Here is a 25,069-nt window from a genome sequence, read left to right as displayed (position 1 = left end):
TGGTATTGTTGGATGACCGCTACGGTCACGAAAACACTTGAAGCCACACTCGCGCCGCCGACGGCGCACAAAGAGCGTCGGCTTCAGCGTACTGTGGCGACGTATCGTCGTGCTCTTTTTCGGTCGTTCGAGAGCGGGGCGGATACGCAATCGGCTGTTAATAATATTGTCACCAGATATACTCTTACGTCTTATGCGAAAGACGCGCTGAAAAATTACGTCCCGGAACTTTTGAACACGTATAACGCCGAGGAATTGGACGAAGACCACCCGATTCGTTTCACGAATCGGGGATTCAAGATCGATCACTCTGAAGAGCGAGAGCACGGGTTCTGCTGGCGCGTTCCGCAGGCCGGCCGTGGCAACGCTTTCTGGATTCCGCTCCGCATCAACCCCGCTCAGCGGGAACTGTGGGACGACCTGTTCGACGGCAACCTGACAGTCGGCGAGTTCCGACTGCAAGACCGTCCCACCAGCTGGGTGCTCCACGTCACCGTCGAGTACGAAGTCGCAGAACCGACAGAGCCGGACGATCCGACGCCAGTTGGTTTTGACATCGGTGAATCCAAGCTCCTGACGGGCTGTGCCCTGACGGATAGTGGTACCCCAACCCAACCATACATTTACGATGGTGGTCGAGCGCGACACCTCCGCAAAGAGATGTTCACAACTCTCCGTCGTCTCCAAGAGCGTGACGCCGCCGAGTGGCGGATAGATGACCGATTTGGCCACTACCAAAACGCCCTGACAGATATCGTTGAGAAGGCCTCCCGCGAAGCCGTCGAGTACGCCCGGTCTTTTGAGAACCCAGTTATTGTTCTCGAAGACCTGACCGATATCCGCGAGGATCTCGACTATGGGGCGTGGATGAACCGGCGGCTCCACAACTGGGCGTTTGCCCGTCTCACCGGCCGTATCGAGGATAAAGCTCTCGACGCGGGCATCCCGGTACAAAAAGTGCGCCCGGCATACACGAGCCAAACGTGCCATGCCTGTGGTCATCTCGGCTCGCGGTCGTCGCAGGCGGCGTTCCGATGTACGAACGACGAGTGTTGGGTGACTGAGTATCAAGCAGATATCAACGCGGCGGCCAACATTGCCGGTCGCCTCAACCCGTGGGGAGAGAGCCTGGCTTGGAAACCGGCAGGCGATGACTCGCCAGGGGACGGGAGTGGCTGTGACACCACCATGGAACACCGGGCGGCGAGTCGACACCCCCGACAAATGACCCTCTCGGCGTACAGTTCCGAAACCTCCTCGCGTAGCGAGCCTTCCACTGTAGGAAGCCCCGCCGCTCACGGCGGGTGAGGATGTCACGCCGCACCCCCTTCGCCCTCGATGCCGGGGTCCAAGGCGTCACGCAGCCAGTCGCCGAGCAGGTTGATCCCGATCACGGACAGCATGATCGCGAGCCCGGGGATCGAGGCGATCCACCACTGGCCGGAGGAGACGTAGTCGCGCCCCTGCGCGATGTCGAACCCCCACGAGAGCGTCGTCCCGGAGAAGCCGAGGAACGACAGGGAGCTCTCTAACAGGATGATCGCCGCCACCTGCACGGTGCCGAGGACGATGATCGGGGTGATCGCGTTCGGCAGGACGTGCCGGAGGATGATCGCGTTGTCGTCGGCGCCGAGCGCGCGCGACGCCTTCACGTACTCCTGGCTGCGCAGCGAGAGGGCTTCCCCCCGGGCGACCCGAGCGAACCACACCCAGTTGACGAGGCCGACGACGATCACCACCGTTATCGGCAACACGAAGCTCTCGGGCATCTCCGGCGCGAGCCCGGCGGCGACGAACGGGTCGGGGACCGCCACCGCCGCGCGGCCCCAGAGCCCGATCAGCGCCACCGCCAACACGAGCGAGGGGAACGCGAGGCTGACGTCCGCGATCCGCATCAGGGTGTCGTCGACGCGCCCGCCGTGGTAGCCGGCGAGCAGGCCGACCGGCACGCCGATCGACGCCGCGAGCAGCGTGCCGAGGACGCCGACGACGAGCGACGTGCGGGCGCCGTACACCACCCGCGAGAACATGTCGCGGCCGAGCCCGTCGGTGCCGAACACGTGGTCGGGGTCGGCGGTGATCTCGACCTCCTCGGTGACCGTCTGGATCTCGCCGTCGACCATCTGCGAGGTGGTCCGCTCTTCCGTCTGCGAGAAGCCGATCGGCGGGAGCTCGCTCTGGTCGAGCTGCTGTTCGGTCGGGTTGTGCGGCGCGATAAAGGGGGCGAACACGGCGGTCAACAGGATGACCGCCACCAGCGCCAGCCCGAGCTTCGCGAGCCCGCTGCCCCTGAACTCCTTCTTGAGATTGCGTATGACACGTGAAGAGACCATGTTAGTCGGTCACCACCTCGGGGTCGAGGTAGGCGTACACCACGTCGACGAGGATGTTGACGAGGACGAAGCTCGTCCCGATGACGATCAGGCTGCCCTGGAGCGCCGGCCAGTCGCGCTGGTTGATACTGTCGATGACGAGCGTGCCGAGCCCGGGCCACGAGAACACCGCCTCCGTGATGACGGCGCCGCCGATCAGCGTCCCGAGCTGGAGCCCGAGGACGGTGATCACCGGGATCAGCGTGTTCCGGAGCGCGTGTTTGTACCGGATCAGGGTCCGGGGGAGCCCCTTGGCCCGCGCGGCCCGGACGTACCCCTTGCTCAGCTCGTCCAACATCCCCGACCGCGTCAGCCGGGTGATGAGCGCCATGAAGTAGGTGCCGAGGGCGATCGCGGGCAGCGTGATGTACGCGAGCCACGTCAGCAGCGTCCCGACGAACGGCTCGGCGGTGACGAGCGACAGCGCGACGTCGCCGACGGCGACCCCGCGACCGCTGGTGTTGAAAATGTTGAACTCCACGGCGAAGACGAGGATGAGCATGATCCCGAGCCAGAAGTTCGGGGTCGAGATGCCGCCGAGCGACAGCAGCGTCGCGCCGTAGTCGACCGGCTCGTTGCGCCGGGTCGCGCTGATCACGCCCAGCGGAACGGCGAGCACGACGGCGACGACGCTCGCGGCGACGGCGAGCTCGACGGTGGCCGGGAGCCGCTCGAACACGAGCGTCGTGACCTCCTGGCCGCGGATGTACGACCGCCCCATGTCGCCCTGAAGCAGCTCGAAGACGTACCGCCCGTACTGGACGTACAGCGGCTGGTCGAGCCCCAGCTCCGCCGCGATCGCCTGTCGGGTCTCCTGTGACGCGTCGAGCGGGGCGACCGCGTTGATCGGGCTGCCGGGCGTGACGAACCGGAGCGCGAACACGACGGTGACGACGCCCCAGACGACGCCGACCCCCTGGAGGCTTCTTTTGAGTGCGAATCTGCCGAGTGACATGAATAGCGGTGTGGAGAGGTGGCGGTCGCCTTACTGTCGGGTGGCCGTGTCCGGGTCGATGAACTCGTCGGCCCGCGGCTCCCACGATATCTCGTTGGAGACGCCGTAGACGCTGAACTGCTGGTGCATGAACACCCACGGCGCGAGGTCGTGTGCGAGCTGGTTCGCCTCCTGAAGGATGTCGGCCCGCTCGTCGGGGTCCTGAGTCGACTCCGCCTCGTCGAGGAGCCCGTCGAGCTCGTCGTTTTCCAAGATCGTGAGCGCGCCCTCGGAGGAGAGCAACGGCGTCAGGGTCTGGCTGCCGTCGAACTCGGCGTTCCCCCACCCGAGGAGGGTGAAGTGCGGGCGGTCCTCGATGTTCGGCGCGGTGACGTCCTGGACGAGCGAGGAGAACTCGCGCTGCTGTAGCTCACAGGAGACGTTCGACAGCGAGTCGATCTGGTTGGCCGCCGCCTGCGCGATCTCGACGTCGCGGAGGTAGCGCCCGATCGGCGTCTGAAGCGTGATCTCCACGCCGGCGTGGCCGGACTCCTCGACGAGCCGCTCGGCCTCGTCGGGGTCGTACGGGTACGGATCGATGTCGGGGTTGTACCCCACGTGGCCTTCGAGGGTCGGCTGTGCGGTGAGGTTCCCGAAGCCGTTGAGCACGTTCTCGATGATGCTCTCGACGTCGACCGCGTGGTTCATCGCCTGCCGGAACTGCCGGCTGGAGAACGGCTCCACGTCGTAGCGCATCTGGAGGAAGATGATCCGCGCGCTCGGCACGGAGTTGATCGTCGCCACGTCGGAGCCGTTCACCCGCGACACCTCGTTCGGCGGGACGTTCGTCACGATGTCCGTCTCCTCGGCGAGCAGCTGGTTGACCCGCGTGCTCGACTCGCTGGAGGCGGTCATGCTGAGCTCGTCGACCGCGGGCGCGCCGTCCCAGTACTCCTCGTTCGGCCCGTAGACGACCTCGTTGCCGGAGTCGTACTCGGTGAGGCGGAACGGTCCCGTTCCGTTGGCGTTCCGGTTGATGTAGTCGCCGCCGTGCTCCTCGACCCACGACCGCTGCATGACGTCGCCGTTCGTCGCGAACAGCTGGAACGCGATCGGGTTGTACCCCTCGAAGGAGACCGTCACCTCCCCGTCGCCGGTCGTGACCTCCGAGACCGGGCCGAGGTCGTTCGTCTGCGGACTGGCGATGCCGACGTCGTTGAAGACGATTCGGCGGATGCTGAACCGGACGTCCTCCGCGGTCAGCTCGTCGCCGTTGTGGAACGTGACGCCGTCGCGCAGGGTGAATCGGACGCTGCCGTCGTCGGTGCGCTCCCACTCGTCGGCGAGGCCGGCGATGATGCCGCCCTCCTTGTCGCGGTCGAGCAGGCCCTCGTACAGCTGCCCGGTGATGATCTCGGTGTTCGTCTCGGCGTGGTCCTGCGGGTCGAGCCCGGAGTCCATCTGCCCCATGGTGACGCCGAGCTCGAACGCGTCGTCGCCCCCGTCGGAGCCGTCCTCGCCGTCGGAACCGTCCCCGCCGTCCGTGCCGTCGCCGCCGTCGGAGCCGTCCGACCCGTCGCCGTCGTCGCCCGTGCAACCCGCGATCCCGACCGCGCCGGCCGTCCCGGCGTACTTGAGCACCGTCCGCCTGTCGACGTGTTCGTCGCTGTCAGTCGGCATAGCCGATCCCAGACAGCAGAACGTTATGAACCTACCGGCCGACACAGGGGCTGTCGGCCCCGCCTGCCGGCGATCCGGCGACAGAACGGCGTCGCGAATCCCTGTCGTGCGACGCCGTGGCACGAAACCCCGACGCGAGCGGAAACCGACGCCTATGTAGGGGCGCCGGCGGTAGCGGGGCGACATGGACGCACCCGATCTCGGACCGCGGTGGGGAGCGGTCGAGGCGGACGCGGAGTCGACGGCGGCGGCGTACCGAGAGCGCGGCTGGACCGCGGTCGCGGGCCACCCGGGGCAGGTGAACCCCGTCGCCGACGCCGCCCGGATCGACGTGCTCTTGCCCGGGTCGGAGTTCGACGCGGCGCTGGAGGCGGTCGACGAGGCGGCCGTCGACGGCGTCGACGTGTACGCCGGCGCCGCGGGCGGCGTCGCGTACCGCCTGGTGGTCGCCACCGACGACGCGGCGGAGGTGGCGCTGTGCGTGCCCACGTATCTCGGGGACGACGACCTCGCCTCGCTGCGCGCGGCCGCCGAGGCGTCCGGGTCGCTCACCGTCCGGCTGCGACCGCTCGACGACCGCGACCGCGTCGAGATCGCGATCGACGATCCCGCGGCGTTCTTCGACGCGCCGGCGGAGTGAGACGGGCGCGGAGGTCGGCGTCGAGGGGCGCCGCCCGGCGTCCGGATCCGCGGTCGTGCGACGCACGCACGTGGGTATCGATACCGCGATCGACTTCGACGTATTCATACTTGTGCGATCGCGATCATTCCCATGAACCGCGCAGAGAAGGCGGCCCTCCAGCTGCAGGCGGTCGCCGTGTTGCGGATGCTGAAGGAGACGCGCACGTACGAGGAGCTCTCCGCGGTGACCGGGCTCCCGTCGGGCGACCTGAACCGGTACGTGAACGGCCACGTGCTCCCCGGCGCCGACCGGGCGAGCGAGGTCGTCGAGGCGGTCGGCCGCGACGCGCTCGCCGACGAGCTGATCGCCCGCGTCGAGTTCGACGACGAGGGGTACGTCGACAACTCCGGCGTCGTCTTCGACCAGTCGTTCCTCGACCTCGTCGCGCCGGTCGCCGCGGAGACGTTCGCGTTCGAGTCGCCCGACGTCGTCCTCACCGCCGCCACCGACGGGATCACCCTGGGCGCGGCGATGGCCTCCTTCTTCGACGCGCGCCTCGCGTACGCCAAGAAGTCGAAGGAGACCGCCGTCGAGGAGTTCATCGAGTCGCGCCAGCGGCTTGCCTCCGGCATCGAGCTCACCTACTACCTCCCCGCCAGCGCGGTCGACGCCGGCGACACCGTCCTCGTCGTCGACGACCTGATCCGGTCAGGCGAGACCCAGGAGCTCCTCCTTGACATCGCCCTCCAGGCCGAGGCCGACGTCACCGGGGTGTTCACCCTCATCGCCGTCGGCGACGAGGGGATGGAGCGCGCGAGGGCGATCACCGACGCCCCGGTCGGCGCGCTGACGACGTTCGAGTAGGCACGTTCGACCAGTATTTTTCGGTTCGTCGGGGGAGAAACCGATGAAAATACGCATATACGTGGATACATCCCGATTTCGTTCAGCAAGGCTTATGTGGAGATACTGACGAGCCATGTCCGTACATGGGCCTTTCAGACGCGCTGGCGGCGCGGTTCGACGTCGAGTCGCACGGGTCGGACGTCCGGACGGAGCTGGTCGCCGGGGTCACGACGTTTCTGGCGATGTCGTACATCATCGTGGTCAACCCCACGATCCTCTCGAACGCGATCCGGATAGAGGGGTACAGCCAGGGGGAGGTGATCCAGATGATCGCCATCGCCACGGTGCTCTCCTCGGCGGTGGCGACGCTGGTGATGGCCTTTTACGCCAACCGGCCGTTCGGGCTCGCGCCCGGGCTCGGCCTCAACGCCTTCTTCGCGTTCACCGTCGTGTTGGGCCTCGGCGTCCGGTGGCAGACGGCGCTGGCCGCCGTCTTCGTCGAGGGCGTGCTCTTCATGCTGCTCACCGCGATCGGCGCCCGCGAGTACGTCATCCGGCTGTTCCCCGAGCCGGTCAAGCGGTCGGTCGGGGCCGGGATCGGACTCTTCCTGCTGTTCATCGGCCTCCAGGAGCTACAGGTCGTCGTCAACGACGACGCGACGCTCGTCGCACTCGGGAACGTCTTCGCGAACCCGTGGGCGATCCTCGGCGTGCTCGGCCTCGTGTTCACGTTCGTGCTGTGGGCGCGGAACGTGACGGGAGCGATCATCGTCGGCGTCCTCACCACCGCGCTCGCGGGGTGGGCGCTCACGCTCGGCGGCGTGTTCGCCCGCGGGACGGTCACGCCCGAGTCGCTCCCCGCCGCGCAGTACGACATCACGCCGCTGGCGGGCGCGTTCGTCGACGGGCTCTCGGGGATCGACCCGCTCACGTTCGTCCTGGTCGTGTTCACGTTCTTCTTCGTCGACTTCTTCGACACCGCCGGGACGCTCATCGGCGTCTCGCAGTTCGGCGACTTCCTCGACGACGACGGCGACCTCCCCGACATGGACCGGCCGCTGATGGCCGACGCGGTCGGGACCACGTTCGGCGCGGTGCTTGGCACCTCGACGGTGACGACGTACATCGAGTCGTCGACCGGCGTCGAGGAGGGCGGCCGCACCGGGCTGACCGCGCTGGTCGTCGGGGTCCTCTTCCTGCTGTCGCTCGCCGCGATCCCCGTCGTCGCCGCGATCCCGGCGTACGCCTCCTTCATCGCGCTGATCGTCGTCGGCGTGATGATGCTCCAGGGGCTCGTCGAGGTCGACTGGACCGACCCGGCGTGGGCCGTCTCCGCCGGGCTCACGGTCACCGTGATGCCGTTCGCCTACTCCATCGCCGACGGGCTCGCGGCCGGCATCGTCGCGTTCCCGCTGATCAAGGTCGCGATCGGCGAGGCCGACGACGTCGCCCTCGGGCAGTACGTCATCGCGGCGCTGCTCGCGGCCTACTACGTGCTCTCGACCGCCGGCTACATCCTGTAGCACGGACGGCGCGGCGGCGGACCGGACCGCCGCCCGTGCGCGGCGCGCGCACCGTCCACCGTACTTCTTTACGCGTCTACGCCGTAGGGAGCGTGATGGCAAACCTGACGCTCTACGAACTGGAGGGCTGCCCGTACTGCGCGAAGGTGAAGACGAAGCTGGCCGACCTCGACTTAGAGTACGAGTCGGTGATGGTGCCGCGCTCGCACTCCGAGCGCACCGAGGTGGAGGAGGTCAGCGGGCAGACCGGCGTGCCCGTCCTCGTCGACGAGGCGAACGGGGTCGAGGGGATGCCCGAGAGCGACGACATCGTCGAGTACCTCGAGGAGACGTACGGGAGCGCGAGCTGAGGCGGCGGGGCACTCCTCGACCGGGGCGCGCCGGCGACGACGACCGTCTCTCGGGCGGCGGTCCGCGGCCCCGGTCGATAGCGAGGCTATTTATCCGACGCCCGCCACGTGCGGAGCGTGCGACTCGTCCACCGCAGCGGTCGGTCCGACGACGCCGCGACCGCCGGTGACGCCGTGACCGGCGACGGCGACTCCGCAGTCGACGACGGCGACCCGACCGTCCTCGCGAGCGACGTCGAGGTCGCCCGGTCGACGCTCCGGCAGGCCCGCGGGCTGATGTTCAGACGCTCCGTTCCCGAGGGCTACGCGCTCGTGTTCCCGTTCGACGGGGTCGACGCGCGGTGGCTCCACATGCTGTTCGTCCCGTTCGCGATAGACGCGCTGTGGCTCGTCGACGGCGAGGTGACCGAGCGGAAGCGGCTCGCCCCGTTCGTCGGGCTGGGTCGGGGCCGGGCCGACGCGGTCGTCGAGCTCCCGGCGGGCGCGGCCGACGGGGTCGCCGTCGGCGACGAGGTCCGGCTCGTCGACTGATCGGGGCGTCGGTCGGAGACGGGTCGGTCCTACTCCCCGTCCGGCGTGCGGAGCTCGATCTCGATCCGCGTGCCGCCGGTCTTGGTCTCGCCGATGTCGAAGCTCCCGCCGCCGGCGGTGACGATCCAGTTGACGTACCAGAGCCCCAGCCCGCTGGCGTGTTCCAGCGGGGTCTCCTCGCCGGTGAGCACCGCGCGCTCGGCGGGCGGGATCCCCGGGCCGTCGTCGGCGACGACCAGCGACGCCCACGACTCGCTGGGGAGCTCGGCGGCCGTGACGCTCACCGAGGGACGCGCCGCGTCGCCGTGTCGGATCGCGTTGTCGACGAGCTCCGCGATCGCCTCGGCGAGGTAGCCCACGGCCGACACCGTGATCCCGGTCGGAACGTCGACCTCGACGTCGGCGCGCTCGCGGAGCGCCGGCGGGAGCATGGCGATCGCCTCCTCGACCGCGTCGGCGAGGTCGGTCGGCCGCGGGGCCGGGCGGTCCGCGAGCAGCCGCTCGACCCGTCGCGAGGTCTCGCCGACGCGTAACAGCCGCTCCGCGGTGTCGACGACGCGCTCCAGCTCGGCGGCGAGCTCCGGGTCGTCGACCTCGGCGATCGCCCGCTCCGTGAACCCCGTGACGACGTTGAGGTCGTTCCGGAAGTTGTGGCGGAGCACCCGCGTGAGGACGGCGAGCCGCTCCTCGCGGACCGACGCCTCGGTGAGGTCCTCGCCGACCCCGACCGCGCCGACGACCTCGTCGCCGTCGGTGACCGGTCCGAGCGAGAGGCGGTACGGGACGCGCTCGCCCGAGCGCGTGACGAGCGTCGCCTCGCACTCCGCGCCCGCCCCGTCGCCGTAGACGGACCGGAGCGCGTCGGCGACGGCGTCGCGGGTCTCCTCGTCGAACAGCGACGGCAGCGCGGTGGCCGACAGCGCCTCGCCCCCGTAGCCGACGTCCGCGGCGAGCCGGTCGTTCCACCGCGAGAGGGTGCCGCGCGCGGTGCACTCGAACAGGGCGGCCGGGACCGTCGCGGCGATCGCGTCGGTGACCCGGAGCTGCGAGCGGAGCCGCCGCTCGGCGGAGACTCGGTCGGTGACGTCGGTCAGGCCGACGATCAGCCACTCCCGGTCGGCGATCGTCGCCGCGCGGACCGCGAGTTCGAGGCGCCAGAGCGGGGCGTCGGAGACGGTCCACTCGAACCGAGCGACGCCGCCGGCGTCGCGCGCGTCGGCGACCGCCTTCCCGATCGGCTCGCCGGCGACGGTCCGCTCCGCCTCGCCGAGGTCGTCGAGCCCCGTCAGCGTCAGCGCCCCGCGGTCGCGGTCGAGCAGGTCGGCGGCCGGGGCGTTGGCCGCGCGGATCGCGCGGGTGTCCGGGTCGCACGCGAGCGTCGGGGTGGGAATCGCGTCGATGAACGAGCGGAGGACGGGCGGGGCCGCATCGCCGACGGACGCGTCCGGCCGGCGCTCGCCGGTCGCGTCGCTCCCCTCGCCCGCCGAGAGGCCCCCGTCCGCGTCGCCGTCGGCCTCGCGATCGCGACCCATACGTAATCGGACTGACGCGTCCCGCGTTTATGTCTCTGTGGGTGGAGCGGTCGAGGGCGAGGAGAAGAGGGGGGAGCGCCGCTCAGTCCGCCTTCGCCTGCCAGTTCCGGACGGTGTCGGCGCCGACGCCGTCGACGTCGGCCGCGAGGTCGTCCGGGTCCGCGGACTTGAGGTCGTCGACGCCGTCGACGCCGACGTTCCGGAGCTTCTCGGCCGTCTTCTCGCCGATGCCCTCGACGGTCTGGAGCTCGGAGCCCTCCTGGCGGGCCGTGAACTCCCGGTAGTTGCAGATCGGACAGCCGAGCTCCCACGGCTCGTCGCCGGAGTGGACCCGGAGGTGCGGGAGGTCGTGTTCCTCGCAGGTCTCGTCGGTGACCTCGATCTCGCCGCGGCGCGGGAGCGGCAGCGAGTAGTCGCAGTCGGGGTAGCGCGTGCAGCCGACGAGCCGGGAGCCGGAGCGGAGGCGCTTGATCGCCAGCTCGCCGCCGGCGTCGGCGGTTTCACCGCCTCCGTCGCGCGGCGAAGCCGCGCCCTCACCGCAGTCGGGACACGTCCCGATCACCTCATCCTCCTGGTCGTCCGCCTCGTCGGCCTTGCACTGCGGGCAGCCGTGGACAAACGTCTTCCGGCCCGCGAGCATCTTCACGTGCCTGAGGTCGTGCGCCTCGCAGCTCTCGTCGAGGATGAGCGGCTTCCCCGTCGAGGGGAGCGGGAGCGTGTGCTCGCAGTCGGGGTAGCCGTCGCAGCCGACGAAGTACGACCCCTGCCGGGACTTCCGGACGAGGAGGTCCGACCCACACTCGGGGCAGGGACCGAGCGTCTTGTCCGCCTTCAGCGACTTCTGGAGGTGGTCGCCGACCGCCTCGCGCGACTCGGTGAGGTCGTCGAAGACGCGGTCGAGCAGCTCCCGGGACGCCTCCGTCACCTCGTCGTACCCCTTCTCGCCGGCCGCAATCGCCTGCATGTCGCGCTCTAACTGCGCGGTCATCTCCTCGCTGACGATGTGCTCCGCGAACTCCTCGGCGGCCTCGACGACCGCCTCCGCGAGCCGGGTCGGGCGCGGCGGGTCGCTCTCGACGTAGTTGCGGTCGTACAATTTTTCGAGGGTGCGGTGGCGGGTCGCCTTCGTGCCGACGCCGCGCTTCTCCATCTCCTCGATGAGCCGGGACTGGCCGTACCGGCGCGGCGGCTGGGTCTCCTTCGCGTCCGTGCGCCGGTCGGTGAGCGCGAGCGTCTCGCCGACCTCGACGTCCGGGACGATCCGCTCGTCGCTGGAGCGGTACGGGTAGACGTCGTGATAGCCGGCCTCCAGGAGGCGCTTCCCGTTCGCCTTCAGCCGGAGCCCGCCGTCGGCGACGAGGTCGGGGGGGCCGTCGGCGTCCGCCGGGTCCCGGAGGGCCGCGAGCCCGTCCGCGCGCTCGGCGATCGCGGTCGCCTCGCCGTTCGCGAGCGCGACGACGCGGAGCCGCTCCCACGTCGCCGGCTCGGCGCAGGTCGCCAGGAACCGCCGGACGATCAGCTCGTACACCTCCCACTCGTCCTCCGAGAGGTCCGACGCCGAGGGGAGCTCGCCGGTCGGGTGGATCGGCGGGTGGTCGGTCGTCTCCTCGTCGCCCTCGGTGGGCTCGATCTCCTCTTGGTCGAGCAGGCTCTTCGCGTCCGCGCCGAACGTCGAGGCGGCCGAGAGCTCCTCGATCAGCTCGCGGGGCTCTAGATCGTCGGGGTACACCGTGTTGTCGGTCCGCGGGTACGTGACGTAGCCGGCGGTGTAGAGGTCCTCCGCGAGCGACATGGCGCGCTGGGCGGAGTAGCCGAGCGAGCCGGCGGCGCGGATGAACGCCGTGGTGTTGAAGGGGGTCGGCGGGTCGTCGGTGCGGGTGCGGCGGCGCACGTCGTCGACGACCGCCTCGTCGGCCGCCGCCAGCGCCTCCGTCAGGACCTCCGCGACGTCGCCGTCCCAGACGCGCTCGGCCTCGTTGCCCTCGTCGTTCAGGTAGAAGTAGCGCGCCTCGAAGGGGTCGCCGCCGGACTTGGTCAGGTCCCCGTACAGCTCCCAGTACGACTCGGGGTCGAACGCCTGGATCTCGCGCTCGCGGTCGACGATGAGCTTGAGCGTCGGCCCCTGCACCCGGCCCACCGAGATGAAGTCGTCGCCGAGCTGGCGGGCCGACAGCGAGAGGAAGCGGGTGAGCGCCGCCCCCCACGTGAGGTCGATCACCTGCCGGGCCTCGCCGGCGGCCGCGAGGTCGAAGTCGAGCTCGTCGGGGTTCGCGAACGCCTCCCGCACCTCGTTCTTCGTGATCGAGGAGAAGCGGACCCGGTCGATGGGGGCGTCCTCGTTCACCTCGCGCACCAGCTCGTACGCCTCCTTGCCGATCAGCTCGCCCTCGCGGTCGTAGTCGGTCGCGATGACGACCCGGGAGGCGTTGCGCGCGAGCCTGCGCAGCGCGGCGACGATCCCCTCCTGGGTCGGCTCCTTGGTGACCGGCGCGTCGATGAGCTCGACGGGCTCCACGTCGCGCCAGTCGTTGTACTCGGCCGGGAAGTCGACGCCGACGACGTGGCCCGAGAGGCCGATGCAGCGCTTGCCGCCCCACCGATACACGTTCACGTCGTTCTGCCGCTCCGCCGTCGCGGACTCGCCGCTCAGGATGTCGGCGATGCGGCGCGCCGCGTTGTCCTTCTCCGTGATTATCAGCTCGGGGCCGCGACTCATTGCACCGGGGTAGGCCGCTCTCCCGTCTAAAGGTTTCGTGACACAACTTAAGATCGCCCGCATGCGGGAGGGTCGACGCGCGGCGCGGCTACCCCTCGTCGTCCTCGTCCGGATCGGTCGGCACGCCCGCGAAGTTCCCCTCGTCGTCGAACAGCTTGGCGCGCAGGAATCGGGTCCGGTAGCGGTTCGCCCCCTCCTTCGTGTCGGCCTCGCGGATCTCGTCGATCCGGCCGTCGGCGACCGCGTCGATGATGTCTTCGACCTGCTCCTTCTCGCTCGGCGTCAGCTCGAACTCGTACGTCCGGGGCTGCTCGCTCTCCAGACGCGTCCACTTGCGGGCGGCCGAGACGACGACCGAACAGGGCTCGCGGCAGGGGAAGGCGCCGTCGCCGCCGTCGACGTCGAGGTCGGTGTCGTCGTCGTACTCCCACTCGCGGCGCTTCAGGCACTGCGAGTCGTCGCAGCAGGCCTCCGCGACCCAGTTGACGTGCTCGTACCCCTCACCGCGGTCCCACGTCTTCACGACGCCGTAGATGCCGGACTGGCGCGCCATCGTCTCGCGCCAGTGGTTCACGTCGAGCTCGCCCTCGCGCTCGCGGTGCCAGTTGGCGACCGTCGCGGGGTAGATCGTCTCGACCGCCTCGTAGGCGTCCCGCGGGCCGAGGTCGGGGAAGACCCACCCGCCCGCGAGCGACGGCGCGGTCTTGAGGGGGCGGTAGCGCCCCTTCGCGTCGCGTTTGACGAGGTCGCGGGCGTCGAGCGGGTCGTCGTAGGCGTCGAGCTCGTCGACCGGGACGCCGGCGTCGTCGGCGTGGCGCACGTCGTACCGGCGCTCGCCGCGGTCGGTCACCGTGGCCGTGATCTTCAGTTCGCCCCACGCGCGCTCGATCCCCTCCGCGAGCGCGGCGTACCGCGTCGCCACGGTCGCGCCGTCGGCGTCCTCCAGCCAGCGCAGGAACGCGCGGCGGGGACCGAACTCGCCGACGACGCGCTCGAACGCGTACCAGTCCGTGACCGCGGGGGCGCGATCGGCGAGCGCCGCGTGGAGCTCGCGCTCCGTCAGCCCGGTGCGGGGGTCGCCGTCGGCGGGGTCGAGGCGGTACCCGCCCGCGGCGTCGTCACCGTCCTCGCCGTCGGCGCCGGCGTCGCGGGCGACGCCGAACCCCTCGAACCGGAGCGGGTCGTCGGGGTCGCGGTCGGCGAGCGCGTCGAGCACCGCGTCGAAGGCGTCGCCGGGGAGGTCGATCTCGGGGACCTCGGGCTCGGTTCCCTCGGCGCCGTCGGCCGCGGCGGCCTCGTTCACGGTCGCGTCGGAGGCGGAGTCGACCACGGTCAGTCCCCCGCCGCGACGCGGGTGGTCTCGCGCACGTCGTCGAGCGCGGTCCCGAGGTCGGCGCCGGCGTCGGCCGCGCGCTCCAAGATCACGTCGGCCATCAGGGGCTCCGTGCCCACGGCGCCGGCGTACCAGATCCGGGTGCCGTCGACCGCGGTCGGCACGTCGTACCCCTCGGTGTGGTCCTCACAGAGCCCCACGTCCTCCGGGATGTCCTCTTGGGTGTGGTAGCCGTCGGCGATGAAGAGGGGAACGAGGACGACGTCGTCGCTCTCGAAGAACTCCGGGAGGTCGTCGACCTCGGGGTCCTCGTCCATGTACAGCGCCTCCACCTCGTCGAAGCGGTCGCGCTCGCGGATCCGGTCGGCGTGGTACTCGATCGCCTTCGCCGAGTTCTCGTTGCGCTCGGTGCCGTGGCCGACGACGGCGAGGCCGAAGCCGTCGCCCACGTCGGGGTCGCCGGTGACCGACTCCGCGCGCCGGACGATCACGTCGGTCATCGCGCGGTGGGTCCCCACCGGCCCGCAGTAGTGGACCTCGCGGTCGATGTCCTCGGCGACGAGCGTGGCCTGGTCGGCCGAGAGGCCGTCGGAGTCCCACTCCGAGACGTCCCAGCCGTCGAGCCGGAGCTCGCGGGGGATCACCTGCTCGGTGAAGTACCCCTCCGAGACGAACAGCGGGACGACGTAGACCTCGTCGCCCTCGACGGTGCGGAGCACCTCCCGGAAGTGCGGTTCCTCCTTCCAGAACCCGGTGCGCACCTCGTCGAACGCGCCGGTCGCGCGGATCGTGTCCGCGTGGTCGTACGTCGGCGCGCTCGACTCCGGATTGAGGTGCGAGCCGTGTGCGACGATGACGAGCGACTGCATACCCACGCTGGGGGCGCGCCGCTCTTAGGGACTTCGGCACGTCCGGGATCGCGGGAAACCGGTCGGGCGCCGCCGGTCCGCCGTCCGGCGACCGAAATCGCCATGGCGTCCCGCGCCGCAGGGGGAACCATGTCGCTGGCAGCCGACGCCCGCGAGGCGGCCCGGGCCCGCCCGTTCGTCCTCGACGCGCTCCGCGCCGGCGTGTTGAACCACAGCGCCGCCGCCGCGTGGCTCGCCGACGAGGCCGACCTCGGCCGCGACGGCGACGCCGACACGGACGCGATCGCGGCCGCGCTCCGGCGGTTCCGCGAGGAGCTCCCCGCGTACGCGACCGCCGAGCGCGCGGCGAGCGTGTCGATGCGGAGCGGCGTCGGCGTGGTCGAGGGACGGGGCGGTCCCGATTCCGGAGACGCCGACGTCGACCCCCTCCTCGTCGTCGGCGGCGCGGCGGTCGTCCCCGAGGGGCGCCGGACGGCCGTCCTCGGGACCGGCGACGTCGACGCCCCGGCGCTCGCGGCCGTCCTCCGCCGCCTCGCAGCCGTCGACGTCGACGTCGCGGCCGCGGGGGTCGCCGGGGACGCGCTCGTCGTCGTCGTGGGGCGGCGCGACGGCGCGACCGCGGTCCGGACGGTCGAGGGGGCGCTGGCCGCGGTGCCGAACGACTGAGGTGTCCGCGGCCCCGCTCTCCGACGTGAACCACGTCCCGGACGAGGCGCTCGCGGCGCTCGACGCGTTCGGCGAGGGACACCTCCGCGGCGACCCGCCGCCGGTCCGGGAGCGGCTCCGCTCGGACCTCCGGCTCCGGATCGACCCGACCGGCGACGGCCGGACGGCGCGCTGTCGGTTCGAGACCGAGCACGCGCGGGCGCCGCCGACGCTCCGGGACCGCGGGTCGTTCCTCGCGACGTACGTCGACGGCGTCGACGACGGGCTCCGCGCCTGGGGGATCGAGCCGCCGGAGGCGTACGAGTACGCCGAGACGGTCGACGGGTGGCACCGGTACGTCGGGACGCTCCGACTCCCGTAGTCGTCGGGGTCCGTCCGGTCCCCGTCGTCGGTCGCGGCGCTACGTGCCGGGAACGCCGGCGTGTCTTTATTTCCCGGGCGCCCGGATCGGTTCGCGTGCTCCTCACGACCGCCTTCGTCCTCCACGTGGTCTCCGGCGCGCTGTGGACCGGCGCGACGCTGTACGTCGCCTACGCGACCCTCCCGCGGGCGGCCGACGGGACGCTCGGCCGGGCGGCCTTCGTCGACGCCGCGCACCGCCTCCTCATGGTCACGCGGTGGACCGGGGTCGTCCTCCCCGTCACCGGCGCGTACATGATCTGGAGGCTATACACGCCGCTCGACCTCCTCGCGGCGAGCGCGAGGGGATGGGCCGTCCTCGCGATGCTCTCGCTGTGGGGCGTCATGAACGGTCTCGTGGAGCTCGGCGTCCTCCGGATGCGCCGCGAGGTCGACCCCGATATCGGCTGGGGAACGTACATGGCCGAGGGATTCCCGGTCGACGCGCTCGGCGGCGACGAGCCGACCGCGGCGCGGCTCGCCGCCCTCTCGCGCCCGTACCTGCTCGCGAGCGCCGGGCTCGCGGCCCTGCTGCTCGTCGACGCCGGGCTCCTCGCGGGCGGGGTCCCGGCGTGAGGCGCCCTCGCAGTTTTCGTCGCTCCCGCCGCTCCCGTCGCTCCCGTCGCCTCCATCGCTCGCCCGGCCAGGCGGGACCCAGCACGTTTTTCTAACGCGCTCTGATAGGTAGTGGCGATGAACGCCGTCACGCTCGGTCCCGCCGGCACGTACTCACACCGTGCGGCGCGGGCCGTCGCCGCCGAGGTGTCGTTCCGCGAGTCGGTCACCGCCATCGTCGACGCCGTCGCGGCCGGCGAGTTCGAGCGGGGAGTCGTCCCCATCGAGAACAGCATCGAGGGCTCCGTCACCGAGAGCCTCGACGCCCTCGCGGACTTCGACGTCGCCGTCACCCGCGAGGTCGTCACTCCGATCCGGCACGCCCTCCTCGCGCAGGGGTCGGAGTTCGAGGTCGTCGCCAGCCACTCGCAGGCGCTCGCGCAGTGCCGCAACTGGCTGGAGGAGCAGTACCCGAACGCCGGGCTCGAAGCGGTCGCCTCCACCGCCCGCGGGGTCGAGCGCGCCCGCGAGGACGCCCGGATCGCGGGGATCGGGCACCCGGACAACGCCGGCGACGACCTCACGATCCTCGCGGAGGACATCCAGGACCGCACCTCGAACGCGACGCGGTTCCTCGTCGTCGCGCCCACGTCCGCGCGCTCGGACGCCGGCGGGAAGACCACCCTCATCGTCTACCCGAACGCGAACTACCCCGGGCTCCTGCTCGAACTGCTGGAGGCGTTCGCCGACCGCAACCTCAACCTCTCGCGGATCGAGTCGCGCCCGAGCGGCGAGCGCCTCGGCGACTACCTGTTCCACTTCGACGTCGACGCCGGCCTCTACGAGGACCACATGGCGGCCGCCGTGGGAGACGTCGAGGCCATCGCCGACAACGGGTGGGTCAAAGTGCTCGGATCGTACGACACGCAGCACGTGCTTGAGTAGGGAGTCTTTCTCCGTCTGGTGCGGTGGCGCGCGCCTGTGAGCGCCCGGAGGGCGCGAACAGCGCGTGCGAGGGAGTCGGTCGTCCGGAGCAACGCGGAGGACGACCGACGAGGCTGGGGAGGCGTGAGGCTGCGGTGCCGTGCTGGGCGGGGTGGGGACTCAAAGGGGCAGCCGCGAGGCCACCGTAGGCGACGGAAGCACCGCAGCGAGCGGAGCGAGCGAGGAGCGCAACGAGCGTACGGTGGCCTCGCGGCTGGGGCTTTGGAGGTGTTCACCGTGGCTCCGGTATCAAGAACCGACAGCCGAGCGGCCGGAGTTTCGAAACTGTCCCCTGTGCGGTACTCACGGGCTCGAAAGAAGACAGCCCCGCCCTACTCGAACCGGTACGTCGCGCCGTCCGGGCCGTCCTCGATCTTGACGCCGACCTCCCGCAGCGCGTCCCGGAGCTCGTCGGCGCGCTCGTAGTTGCCGGCCTCGCGCTCGGCCTCGCGCACGTCCAGCACGAGTTCGACCAGCTCGCCGGCCAGGTCCACGTCGCCGTTGGTCTCGCTCCCGAACTGGAGGCCGAGCACGTCGCCGGCGAGGTCCTCGAACGCCTCAACCGCCTCGCGGAGGGCGCGGTAGTCGTAGGCGGCCTCGGCGTCCGCGTCATCCTCGTCGACCGCGTCCACGTGTCGGTTCACGGCGTCGGTCAGGTCCAACAGCGCCGCCGTCGCCTCGCGGAGGTTCAGGTCGTCGTTCATCGCGGCCACGAAGTCGTCGCGGACGGTCGCGACCGCCTCGCGGAGCTCGTCGTCTTCGGCCTTCGCGCGGGCGTCGGTGGAGTCGAGCGCGTCGACGGCGCGGTCGTAGGTGCGCGAGAGTCGCTCCCAGCGCTCCTCGGCCTCGGCGATCGTCTCCTCGGTGAGCGCCTGCTCGGAGCGGTAGGCGGCGCCCGCGTAGAAGGTCCGGATCACGTTGACGCCGAGCTCGTCGAGGGCGTCCGGGACGGTCCAGAAGTTGCCGATCGAAGAGGACATCTTCTCGCCCGCCATCTCCAAGAGGCCGACGTGGAGCCAGTGGCGCGCGAACGTCTCGCCGGTGGCCGCCTCCGACTGGGCAATCTCGTTCTCGTGGTGCGGGAAGACGAGGTCGCGGCCGCCCATGTGAACGTCGAGCGTGTCGCCGAGGTGCGTCGTCGACATCGCCGAGCACTCGACGTGCCACCCCGGTCGCCCCTCGCCCCACGGGGACTCCCAGGTCTCGCCCTCTGGAACCGAGTCGCCGTGGTCGTGCTTCGCGTGCTCGCGCGCGGCGGCCTCGCTCACGCCGCCGGCCTTCCACAGCGCGAAGTCAGCGGGGTTGCGCTTCTCCGACCGCTCGTCCGGTTCGCCCTGCGCCTCCAGCTCGTCGACGTCCTGGTTCGAGAGCTTCCCGTACTCCTCGAACGTCGTGACGTCGAAGTAGACGGAGCCGTTCGACTCGTAGGCGTACCCCTTCTCGACGAGCGTCTCGACGAGCTCGCGGATCTCGGGGACGTGTTCGGTGACGCGGGGGTACACCTCGGCGCGCAGGAGGTTCAGCCCGCGCATCGCGTCGAACGTCGTGGCCGTGAACGCCTCGGCCACGTCGCGCTCGGCGGCCCACGCGTCGCGCTCGCCGACGCGGGCCGCGATCTTCTCGTTGACGTCGGTGACGTTCTCGACGTGGCGCACGTCGTGGCCGAGGTGCTCCAGCCACCGGTGGAGGACGTCGGCGTGGAACCACAGCCGGGCGTGGCCGAGGTGAGGGTCGTCCGACACCGTCAGCCCACAGACGTACAGCGTGACGTCGCCGTCGGCCGTGAACTCGACGCGCTCGTCTGCCAGGGTGTCGGTAACGACGAGACTCATTAGCGGGTCGTTGCTACGGTGAGCGTTTTAAACCGTCGGATCGGGCGAGGGGACGGTGATGAACGCTCGGACGTGTCGGTTGTGTGTTTATAATTAGCCAGGACTGATCGTGAGTCGACTGCGAGCACCTCCGAACCCCCAGCCGCTCGCTTACAAGCCGTTGCTGTCGGTGACGTAGAGAACACCTCCAAAGCCCCAGCCGCTCGCTTATAAGTCGTTGCTGTCGGTGACGTAGAGAACACCTCCAAAGCCCCAGCCGCTCGCTTATAAGTCGTTGCTGTCGGTGACGTAGAGAACACCTCCAAAGCCCCAGCCGCGAGGACTCGCGCGGCTCGGTGCGCTCCTCGCTCGCGTTGCTCGCTGCGGTGCTACCGTCGCCGTGCTTCGTCCTCGCGGCTGCCCCTTTGAGTCCCGCCCCGCACCGCAGCGCACAGCACCTCACGCCTCCCCAGCCTCGTCGGCCGCTCTCCGCTTCGCTCCGGACGGCCGACTCCCTCGCACGCGCTCTCGCCGGCGGCGGAGCCGCCGGCTGTCAGAGAGACCGAAGGTCTCTCTCTACTCGCGGCCGCCTTCGGCGACCACTCGGAGGCGCGCGCCGACTGCTCTTGTGTGTATGTATAGTCGCCTCTCACCGCTTCCCGAGCGCCTCCTCGAAGACGCGCTGGGCGCGCTCGTACCCCTCGTTCCGGTCGACGATCGGGTGGGGGTAGTCGGGCGCGAGCTCCTCGCGCTCGCGCCGCGAGAGGGTGGGCCAGTCGACGACCTTCCCGGCGGGCACGTCCCGGAGCTCCGGGACGTACTCCTTGACGAAGTGGGCGCCGTCGTCGTACTTGCTCATCTGGCTCACCGGGTCGAAGATGCGCACGTCGACCGAATCGGTGCCGGTGGAGGCGGTCCACTGCCACGCGCCGTGGTTCGACGCGTAGTCGTGGTCGATCAGCTGCTTCGTGAAGTAGCGCGCCCCGCGCCGCCAGTCGATCAGGAGGTGCTTGGTGAGGAAGCTCGCGACGACCTGCCGCGGGCGGTTGTGGATGTACCCCTCCGCGTTCAGCTGGCGCATCCCGGCGTCCACGAGCGGGTACCCGGTCTCGCCGCGCGCCCACGCCTCGAAGTCGGCGTCGTCGTCGCGCCACGCGATCGCGTTCGGGAACGACTTGTAGTTCGACACCGCCAGGTCGGGGTTGTAGTAGAGCAGGTGGTACATCTGCTCGCGCCACGACAGCTCGTAGCGGTACTTGTCGACGTTCCGGCGCTCGCCGCCGGTCACGGCCTCGTAGACGTCGCTCGCGCCGGCCCACACCTCTCGGATCCCGATCGCGCCGGTCGCGAGGTACGGCGACATGCGCGAGACCGCGCGCGTCGGCGCCTCGACGGCGCGCCGCAGGTCGTCGCGGGTGTCGTTGTACGAGGCGATCCCGTAGTCGAGGAAGTCGTCGAACCGCTCGCGGGCGGCCTCGTACCCCGCCGCGGGGAGGTCGATGTCGGCGTCCGGTTCGGGGACCGTCTTCCCGTCGCGCACGGCCGCGAGCGACTCGGGGTCGGGCTCCGGATACGGCCCGGACTTGGGGACGGTCCCCCAGTCGTCGTGGAACCGGCTGTGGTTCGCGTAGCGCTCCTCCAGCCGGCCGGGGTCGACGAGCACGGCGTCGGTGCGCGCGTCCGTCCCCACCCCGGCGCCCGCGAGCGCGTCCTCGACCGCGCGCTGCCGGTTGCGTCGGGCCGGCCGGTAGTACTCGTTGTAGAAGACCGTCTCGGCGTCGTGCTCGTCGGCGACCTCGACGAGGACCTCCGCGGGGTCGCCCGCGCGGACGACGAGGTCGCTCCCGAGCTCGCGGTAGCGCGCCTCCAGCCGCTTCACGTGGCGGAGGAGGAACGCCCGCTGGCGCGCCCCCACCGTCTCGAACAGGTCGGCGTCGTAGGCGAAGACGGGGACGACGGTCCCCGCCCGCGCGGCGGCCGCGAGCCCGGCGTTGTCCCTGGTCCGCGGGTCGCGTCGGTGCCAGAACAGCTGCATGGGATCGGTACGGGCTCCACCGGATAGTGTCCTTCGGCCGGGCGGAGCGCCGGCCTCCGAGCGCCGGCCTCGCGAGCGCGGACGCGGGCGCCAGACCGACGCCCCCGCGACCGCCGCGCGACCGCGCCTCACCCGAACCCCACCCGTGCACTTAAGACGACGAGCCCGAAGCGGGGGTATGCAACCGCTCGTCGTCGCCATCCTCGTCGGCGTCCCGCTCGCGTGGCTCGTCGGCTTCGCGGCGTACGTCTACGTCGACGCGCCGAAACGCGGGATGGACCGACGGAAGTGGGCGCTCATCGCCTTCGCCGTCCCGCTGTTCGGCCTCTTCGCGTACCTCTTCGAGCGCGAGGAGCAATCGTACGACCCCTCCGAGGACCCCTACGCCGGCGGGAGCGACGCGCGCAAGGCCGGCCTCGCCGTCCACGAGCGGCGGCGCGGCGAGCGGTCGCTCGGCCCGGCCGGCACCGAGGCGGACGACGAGACGGACGAGGAGGACGAGTGGGACGACCCGCCGGGCGTCGACCTCGACGACTCCTGAGGCGCTCCCGCCGACGGGCGCTCACAGCGCGTCGAGCAGCGCCGCCCGCCGCCGGTCGAGGTCGAACGCGGCGTCCGGGGCGTCGAGCCGCTCCAGGAACGCGAAGACGTCGGCCCCCGACCGCTCCGCGTGCTCGGCGAGCGCCTCGATCGAGGCGCGGTTGAGCGCGAACGACTCCAGCTCGCCGCAGAGCAGCGCGAGCGCCGCGCCCGCCTCGCCGTCGGGGAACGCGGGGTCGACGGCGGAGAAGTCGAGGTCGGCGGGCGAAGCGTCGGGATCGGGGGCGTCCGCGTCGACGTCGGCGGCGACCGCCTCGCCGCTCCCGTCGGCCGCGAACGTCCGCAGACAGCGGGTGCAGATCGCCGCCGTCGCGGCCGGCGCGCGCTCGCGGAGCGCGGGCGGCACGGCGAAGGCGACGAGGTCGGCGCCACAGCGGGGACAGGACATGAGAAGCGATGGATGAGACGCGGGGTCGGTGGGCGAGCGCGGAACGGCGCGGTCCGAGGAGAGCCGTCAGTCCGCGGGCTCCGGCTCCTCGGTCTCGGCCGCGGCGGCCTCGGCGGCGGCCGCCTCTTCCTCCTCCTCTTTCTCCTCTTCCTCCTTCTTCGCCTTGATCTTCTTCATGCGGAAGATCTCCTCGCGCTCCTGCTCCTCCAGCTTCTGTTCGATGTACTCCTGGTTCTCGTAGAGGTTCGGGAGGAGCGTGAACTCCAGGGCGTTCACGCGGCGCTTGGTCGTCTCGATCTCCGTGAGCATCTTCTTCATCGCCGTCTCGACCTCGGCCGCGAGGATGATCTTCTCCAACAGCTCCTCGTAGCCGTCGGCCGCCTCGTCGATGCGGGCGGAGGAGCCGAGCAGCCCGTAGCCGCGCTCGTCGAGGCTCTTCTTCACCTTCGAGGACTCGATCTGCGGGACCACGACGCCCATGATGTTCTTCGACTGGGTCGTGATCTCGGGGTGCTCTTTCAGCGCCGCGGCCGCGCCGCGGACGGCGACGTCGCCCTCCATCGCCCGGGCCATGTCGATCTTGCGCTGGGCCGTCTCGTAGTTCTCCGAGACCTCCGACCGGACGTCCTGCGCCTGATCGAGGATGTCCATGAACTCCATGATGAGCCCGTCACGCTTCTGTTCGAGCGTGTCGTGACCGCGCTCGGAGAGCTCGATGCGGTCCTCGATCGCCATCAGGTTCTTCCGCGTCGGTTTGACGTCCTTGGCCATCGTATTGGGGAATCGTTCCGCTCCGAGGCGGTTAATTCTTTTCAGTCGCCGCGTGCCCGCGCGCGGTCGGCTCCCGCCGACGTCGACGCGGGCCGCTAGCCGGGGAGCGAAAAGTGGAGAAACGCCGCGTCAGTCGGCCGCTTCGACGACCTTGCGCTCGGAGTCCTCCTCGCGGTAGTGCTCCTCGATGAACTCCTCGTCGATCCGGTTGAGGGCGTCCTTCGGGAGCATCGAGAGCAGGTCCCAGCCGATCGAGAGCGTCTCCTCGATGTCGCGGTTCGTGTCGAAGCCCTGGTCGACGAACTCCGACTCGAAGGCGTCCGCGAAGTCGAGGTACTTGTTGTCCAGCTCGGAGAGCGCCTCGCGGCCGACGATGTTCACGAGGTCGCGCAGGTCCTCGCCCTCCGCGTACGCCGCGAACATCTGGTCTTTCACGTCGGCGTGGTCGGCGCGGGTGAGCCCCTCGCCGATCCCGTCGTCCATCAGCCGCGACAGGCTGGGGAGGACGTTGATCGGGGGCTGCAGGCCCTGGCTGTTGAGGTCGGGGTCGACGTAGATCTGCCCCTCCGTGATGTACCCGGTCAGGTCCGGGATCGGGTGGGTGTCGTCGTCGCCCGGCATCGTGAGGATCGGGATCTGCGTCACCGACCCCTCGCGGCCCTGGATCCGCCCGGCGCGCTCGTACAGCTGCGCCAGGTCGGTGTACATGTACCCGGGGTAGCCCCGGCGACCCGGGACCTCCTCGCGGGCCGCCCCGATCTCGCGGAGCGCCTCGCAGTAGTTGGTCATGTCCGTCAGGATGACGAGGACGTGGTAATCCTTCTCGAAGGCGAGGTACTCGGCCGTGGTGAGCACCATCCGCGGCGTGACCGTCCGCTCGACGGCGGGGTCGTCCGCGAGGTTCATGAAGACGACCGAGCGCTCCAAGGCGCCGGTGCGCTCGAAGTCCTCCATGAACTCGTTGGCCTCCTCCTGGGTGATCCCCATCGCGCCGAAGATGACGGCGAACTCGGAGCTCTCCTCGTCGTCGCCCTCCTCCTCTTCCGGCACGCTCGCCTGTCGGGCGATCTGCATCGCCAGCTCGCTGTGCGGCTGGCCGGAGCTGGAGAAGATCGGGAGCTTCTGGCCGCGGACCAGGGTGTTCATCCCGTCGATCGCGGAGACGCCCGTCTCGATGAACTCCTCGGGGTACTCCCGGGAGTACGGGTTGATCGCCGCGCCGACGATGTCCTGGCGCTCCTCGGGGACGATCTCCGGGCCGTCGTCGATCGGGCGGCCGGAGCCGTCGAGCACCCGCCCGAGGAGGTCCTCGGTGACGGGCATCTTCATCGTCTCGCCCAGGAAGCGGACGGACGCGTTCTGGTCGATACCGCTCGTGCCCTCGAACACTTGGATGGCGACGACGCCCTCCGAGGATTCGAGCACCTGTCCGCGCAGCGTCTCCCCCTGTGCCGTCTCGATCTCGACGATCTCGTCGTAGCCGATCGCCTCGTCGACCTCGGCGTACACGAGGGGGCCGCTGATCTCGGTGATGGTCTGATACTCTTTCATG

23 protein-coding genes are annotated in these 25,069 nt (G+C 70.4%); 11 read left to right on the top strand and 12 right to left on the bottom strand.

What is annotated here, in order from left to right; genetic code table 11:
- Positions 1–12: 12 nt before the first annotated feature.
- Positions 13–1,308: a transposase gene (locus tag NO900_RS16145; RefSeq protein ID WP_256410052.1), complete on the top strand. Its 1,296-nt coding sequence runs from the start codon at positions 13–15 to the stop codon at positions 1,306–1,308.
- 5 nt (positions 1,309–1,313) lie between these two features.
- Here the strand turns inward: NO900_RS16145 and NO900_RS16140 are convergent, their stop codons facing one another.
- From NO900_RS16140 to NO900_RS16130, 3 genes are read right to left on the bottom strand one after another with little or no spacing between them, the layout of a single operon-like run.
- A complete protein-coding gene (locus NO900_RS16140) occupies positions 1,314–2,333 on the bottom strand; it encodes an ABC transporter permease (RefSeq protein WP_256410051.1) in 1,020 nt (339 codons plus the stop codon).
- Between the two features lies 1 nt (position 2,334).
- Positions 2,335–3,327, bottom strand: coding sequence for an ABC transporter permease (locus NO900_RS16135; RefSeq protein ID WP_256410050.1), 993 nt, complete (start codon positions 3,325–3,327; stop codon positions 2,335–2,337).
- Between the two features lie 30 nt (positions 3,328–3,357).
- The gene (locus NO900_RS16130; RefSeq protein ID WP_256410049.1) at positions 3,358–4,986 is read right to left on the bottom strand and encodes an ABC transporter substrate-binding protein; all 1,629 of its coding nucleotides are present in this window, start codon (positions 4,984–4,986) and stop codon (positions 3,358–3,360) included.
- A gap of 184 nt (positions 4,987–5,170) precedes the next feature.
- Between NO900_RS16130 and NO900_RS16125 the strand changes: the two genes are divergently transcribed.
- The 5 genes from NO900_RS16125 (at position 5,171) to NO900_RS16105 (ending at position 8,858) form a co-directional block, all read left to right on the top strand.
- The gene (locus tag NO900_RS16125) at positions 5,171–5,626 is read left to right on the top strand and encodes a DUF7529 family protein (RefSeq protein ID WP_256410048.1); all 456 of its coding nucleotides are present in this window, start codon (positions 5,171–5,173) and stop codon (positions 5,624–5,626) included.
- Positions 5,627–5,758: 132 nt separating this feature from the next.
- Positions 5,759–6,472: a phosphoribosyltransferase family protein gene (locus tag NO900_RS16120; protein WP_256410047.1), complete on the top strand. Its 714-nt coding sequence runs from the start codon at positions 5,759–5,761 to the stop codon at positions 6,470–6,472.
- 125 nt (positions 6,473–6,597) lie between these two features.
- The gene (locus tag NO900_RS16115) at positions 6,598–7,977 is read left to right on the top strand and encodes an NCS2 family permease (protein WP_256410046.1); all 1,380 of its coding nucleotides are present in this window, start codon (positions 6,598–6,600) and stop codon (positions 7,975–7,977) included.
- Between the two features lie 95 nt (positions 7,978–8,072).
- Positions 8,073–8,327 (top strand): glutathione S-transferase N-terminal domain-containing protein, encoded by a 255-nt coding sequence (locus NO900_RS16110; protein ID WP_137782601.1) that lies wholly within the window; start codon positions 8,073–8,075, stop codon positions 8,325–8,327.
- Between the two features lie 174 nt (positions 8,328–8,501).
- Positions 8,502–8,858 carry a DUF192 domain-containing protein gene (locus NO900_RS16105; RefSeq protein WP_256410064.1) on the top strand — a complete coding sequence of 119 codons (357 nt, stop codon included), beginning with the start codon at positions 8,502–8,504 and terminating at the stop codon, positions 8,856–8,858.
- 29 nt (positions 8,859–8,887) lie between these two features.
- On the opposite strand, the gene NO900_RS16100 is transcribed toward NO900_RS16105, so the two are convergent.
- The 4 genes from NO900_RS16100 to NO900_RS16085 form a co-directional block, all read right to left on the bottom strand.
- Positions 8,888–10,390: a sensor histidine kinase gene (locus NO900_RS16100; protein WP_256410045.1), complete on the bottom strand. Its 1,503-nt coding sequence runs from the start codon at positions 10,388–10,390 to the stop codon at positions 8,888–8,890.
- An 82-nt stretch (positions 10,391–10,472) separates the two neighbouring features.
- The gene (locus NO900_RS16095; protein WP_256410044.1) at positions 10,473–13,106 is read right to left on the bottom strand and encodes a DNA topoisomerase I; all 2,634 of its coding nucleotides are present in this window, start codon (positions 13,104–13,106) and stop codon (positions 10,473–10,475) included.
- Positions 13,107–13,194: 88 nt separating this feature from the next.
- Positions 13,195–14,409: a DR2241 family protein gene (locus NO900_RS16090; protein ID WP_256410063.1), complete on the bottom strand. Its 1,215-nt coding sequence runs from the start codon at positions 14,407–14,409 to the stop codon at positions 13,195–13,197.
- A gap of 29 nt (positions 14,410–14,438) precedes the next feature.
- Positions 14,439–15,308, bottom strand: coding sequence for a CbiX/SirB N-terminal domain-containing protein (locus NO900_RS16085; protein WP_256410043.1), 870 nt, complete (start codon positions 15,306–15,308; stop codon positions 14,439–14,441).
- 129 nt (positions 15,309–15,437) lie between these two features.
- Here NO900_RS16085 and NO900_RS16080 point away from each other — a divergent pair, with 129 nt between their 5' ends.
- The 4 genes from NO900_RS16080 to pheA all read left to right on the top strand — a co-directional run bounded on the left by NO900_RS16080 (position 15,438) and on the right by pheA (position 17,873).
- Positions 15,438–15,974 (top strand): DUF7523 family protein, encoded by a 537-nt coding sequence (locus NO900_RS16080; RefSeq protein ID WP_256410042.1) that lies wholly within the window; start codon positions 15,438–15,440, stop codon positions 15,972–15,974.
- 1 nt (position 15,975) lies between these two features.
- Entirely contained in the window at positions 15,976–16,335 is a 360-nt protein-coding gene (locus NO900_RS16075; RefSeq protein WP_256410041.1) for a hypothetical protein, read from the top strand.
- Between the two features lie 95 nt (positions 16,336–16,430).
- Positions 16,431–16,949 (top strand): copper resistance protein CopD, encoded by a 519-nt coding sequence (locus tag NO900_RS16070; RefSeq protein WP_256410040.1) that lies wholly within the window; start codon positions 16,431–16,433, stop codon positions 16,947–16,949.
- 117 nt (positions 16,950–17,066) lie between these two features.
- Positions 17,067–17,873, top strand: a complete 807-nt coding sequence (pheA, locus tag NO900_RS16065; protein ID WP_256410039.1) for a prephenate dehydratase — start codon at positions 17,067–17,069, stop codon at positions 17,871–17,873.
- A gap of 371 nt (positions 17,874–18,244) precedes the next feature.
- On the opposite strand, the gene cysS is transcribed toward pheA, so the two are convergent.
- Both cysS and NO900_RS16055 read right to left on the bottom strand, forming a co-directional pair.
- Positions 18,245–19,744: a cysteine--tRNA ligase gene (cysS, locus tag NO900_RS16060; protein WP_256410038.1), complete on the bottom strand. Its 1,500-nt coding sequence runs from the start codon at positions 19,742–19,744 to the stop codon at positions 18,245–18,247.
- Positions 19,745–20,372: 628 nt separating this feature from the next.
- Positions 20,373–21,758 carry a cryptochrome/photolyase family protein gene (locus tag NO900_RS16055; RefSeq protein ID WP_256410037.1) on the bottom strand — a complete coding sequence of 462 codons (1,386 nt, stop codon included), beginning with the start codon at positions 21,756–21,758 and terminating at the stop codon, positions 20,373–20,375.
- Between the two features lie 178 nt (positions 21,759–21,936).
- Between NO900_RS16055 and NO900_RS16050 the strand changes: the two genes are divergently transcribed.
- The gene (locus NO900_RS16050) at positions 21,937–22,299 is read left to right on the top strand and encodes a hypothetical protein (RefSeq protein ID WP_256410036.1); all 363 of its coding nucleotides are present in this window, start codon (positions 21,937–21,939) and stop codon (positions 22,297–22,299) included.
- A 21-nt stretch (positions 22,300–22,320) separates the two neighbouring features.
- Here the strand turns inward: NO900_RS16050 and NO900_RS16045 are convergent, their stop codons facing one another.
- The 3 genes from NO900_RS16045 to NO900_RS16035 form a co-directional block, all read right to left on the bottom strand.
- Complete coding sequence (locus NO900_RS16045; RefSeq protein WP_256410035.1) at positions 22,321–22,746, bottom strand: DUF6276 family protein; 426 nt, start codon at positions 22,744–22,746, stop codon at positions 22,321–22,323.
- Between the two features lie 66 nt (positions 22,747–22,812).
- Positions 22,813–23,517, bottom strand: coding sequence for a V-type ATP synthase subunit D (locus NO900_RS16040; protein WP_256410034.1), 705 nt, complete (start codon positions 23,515–23,517; stop codon positions 22,813–22,815).
- Between the two features lie 129 nt (positions 23,518–23,646).
- Entirely contained in the window at positions 23,647–25,068 is a 1,422-nt protein-coding gene (locus NO900_RS16035; RefSeq protein WP_256410033.1) for a V-type ATP synthase subunit B, read from the bottom strand.
- Between the last annotated feature and the right edge of the window lies 1 nt (position 25,069).

This window comes from Halorubrum rutilum (genome assembly GCF_024494565.1).
This window is presented reverse-complemented; position numbering and strand designations above follow the sequence as displayed.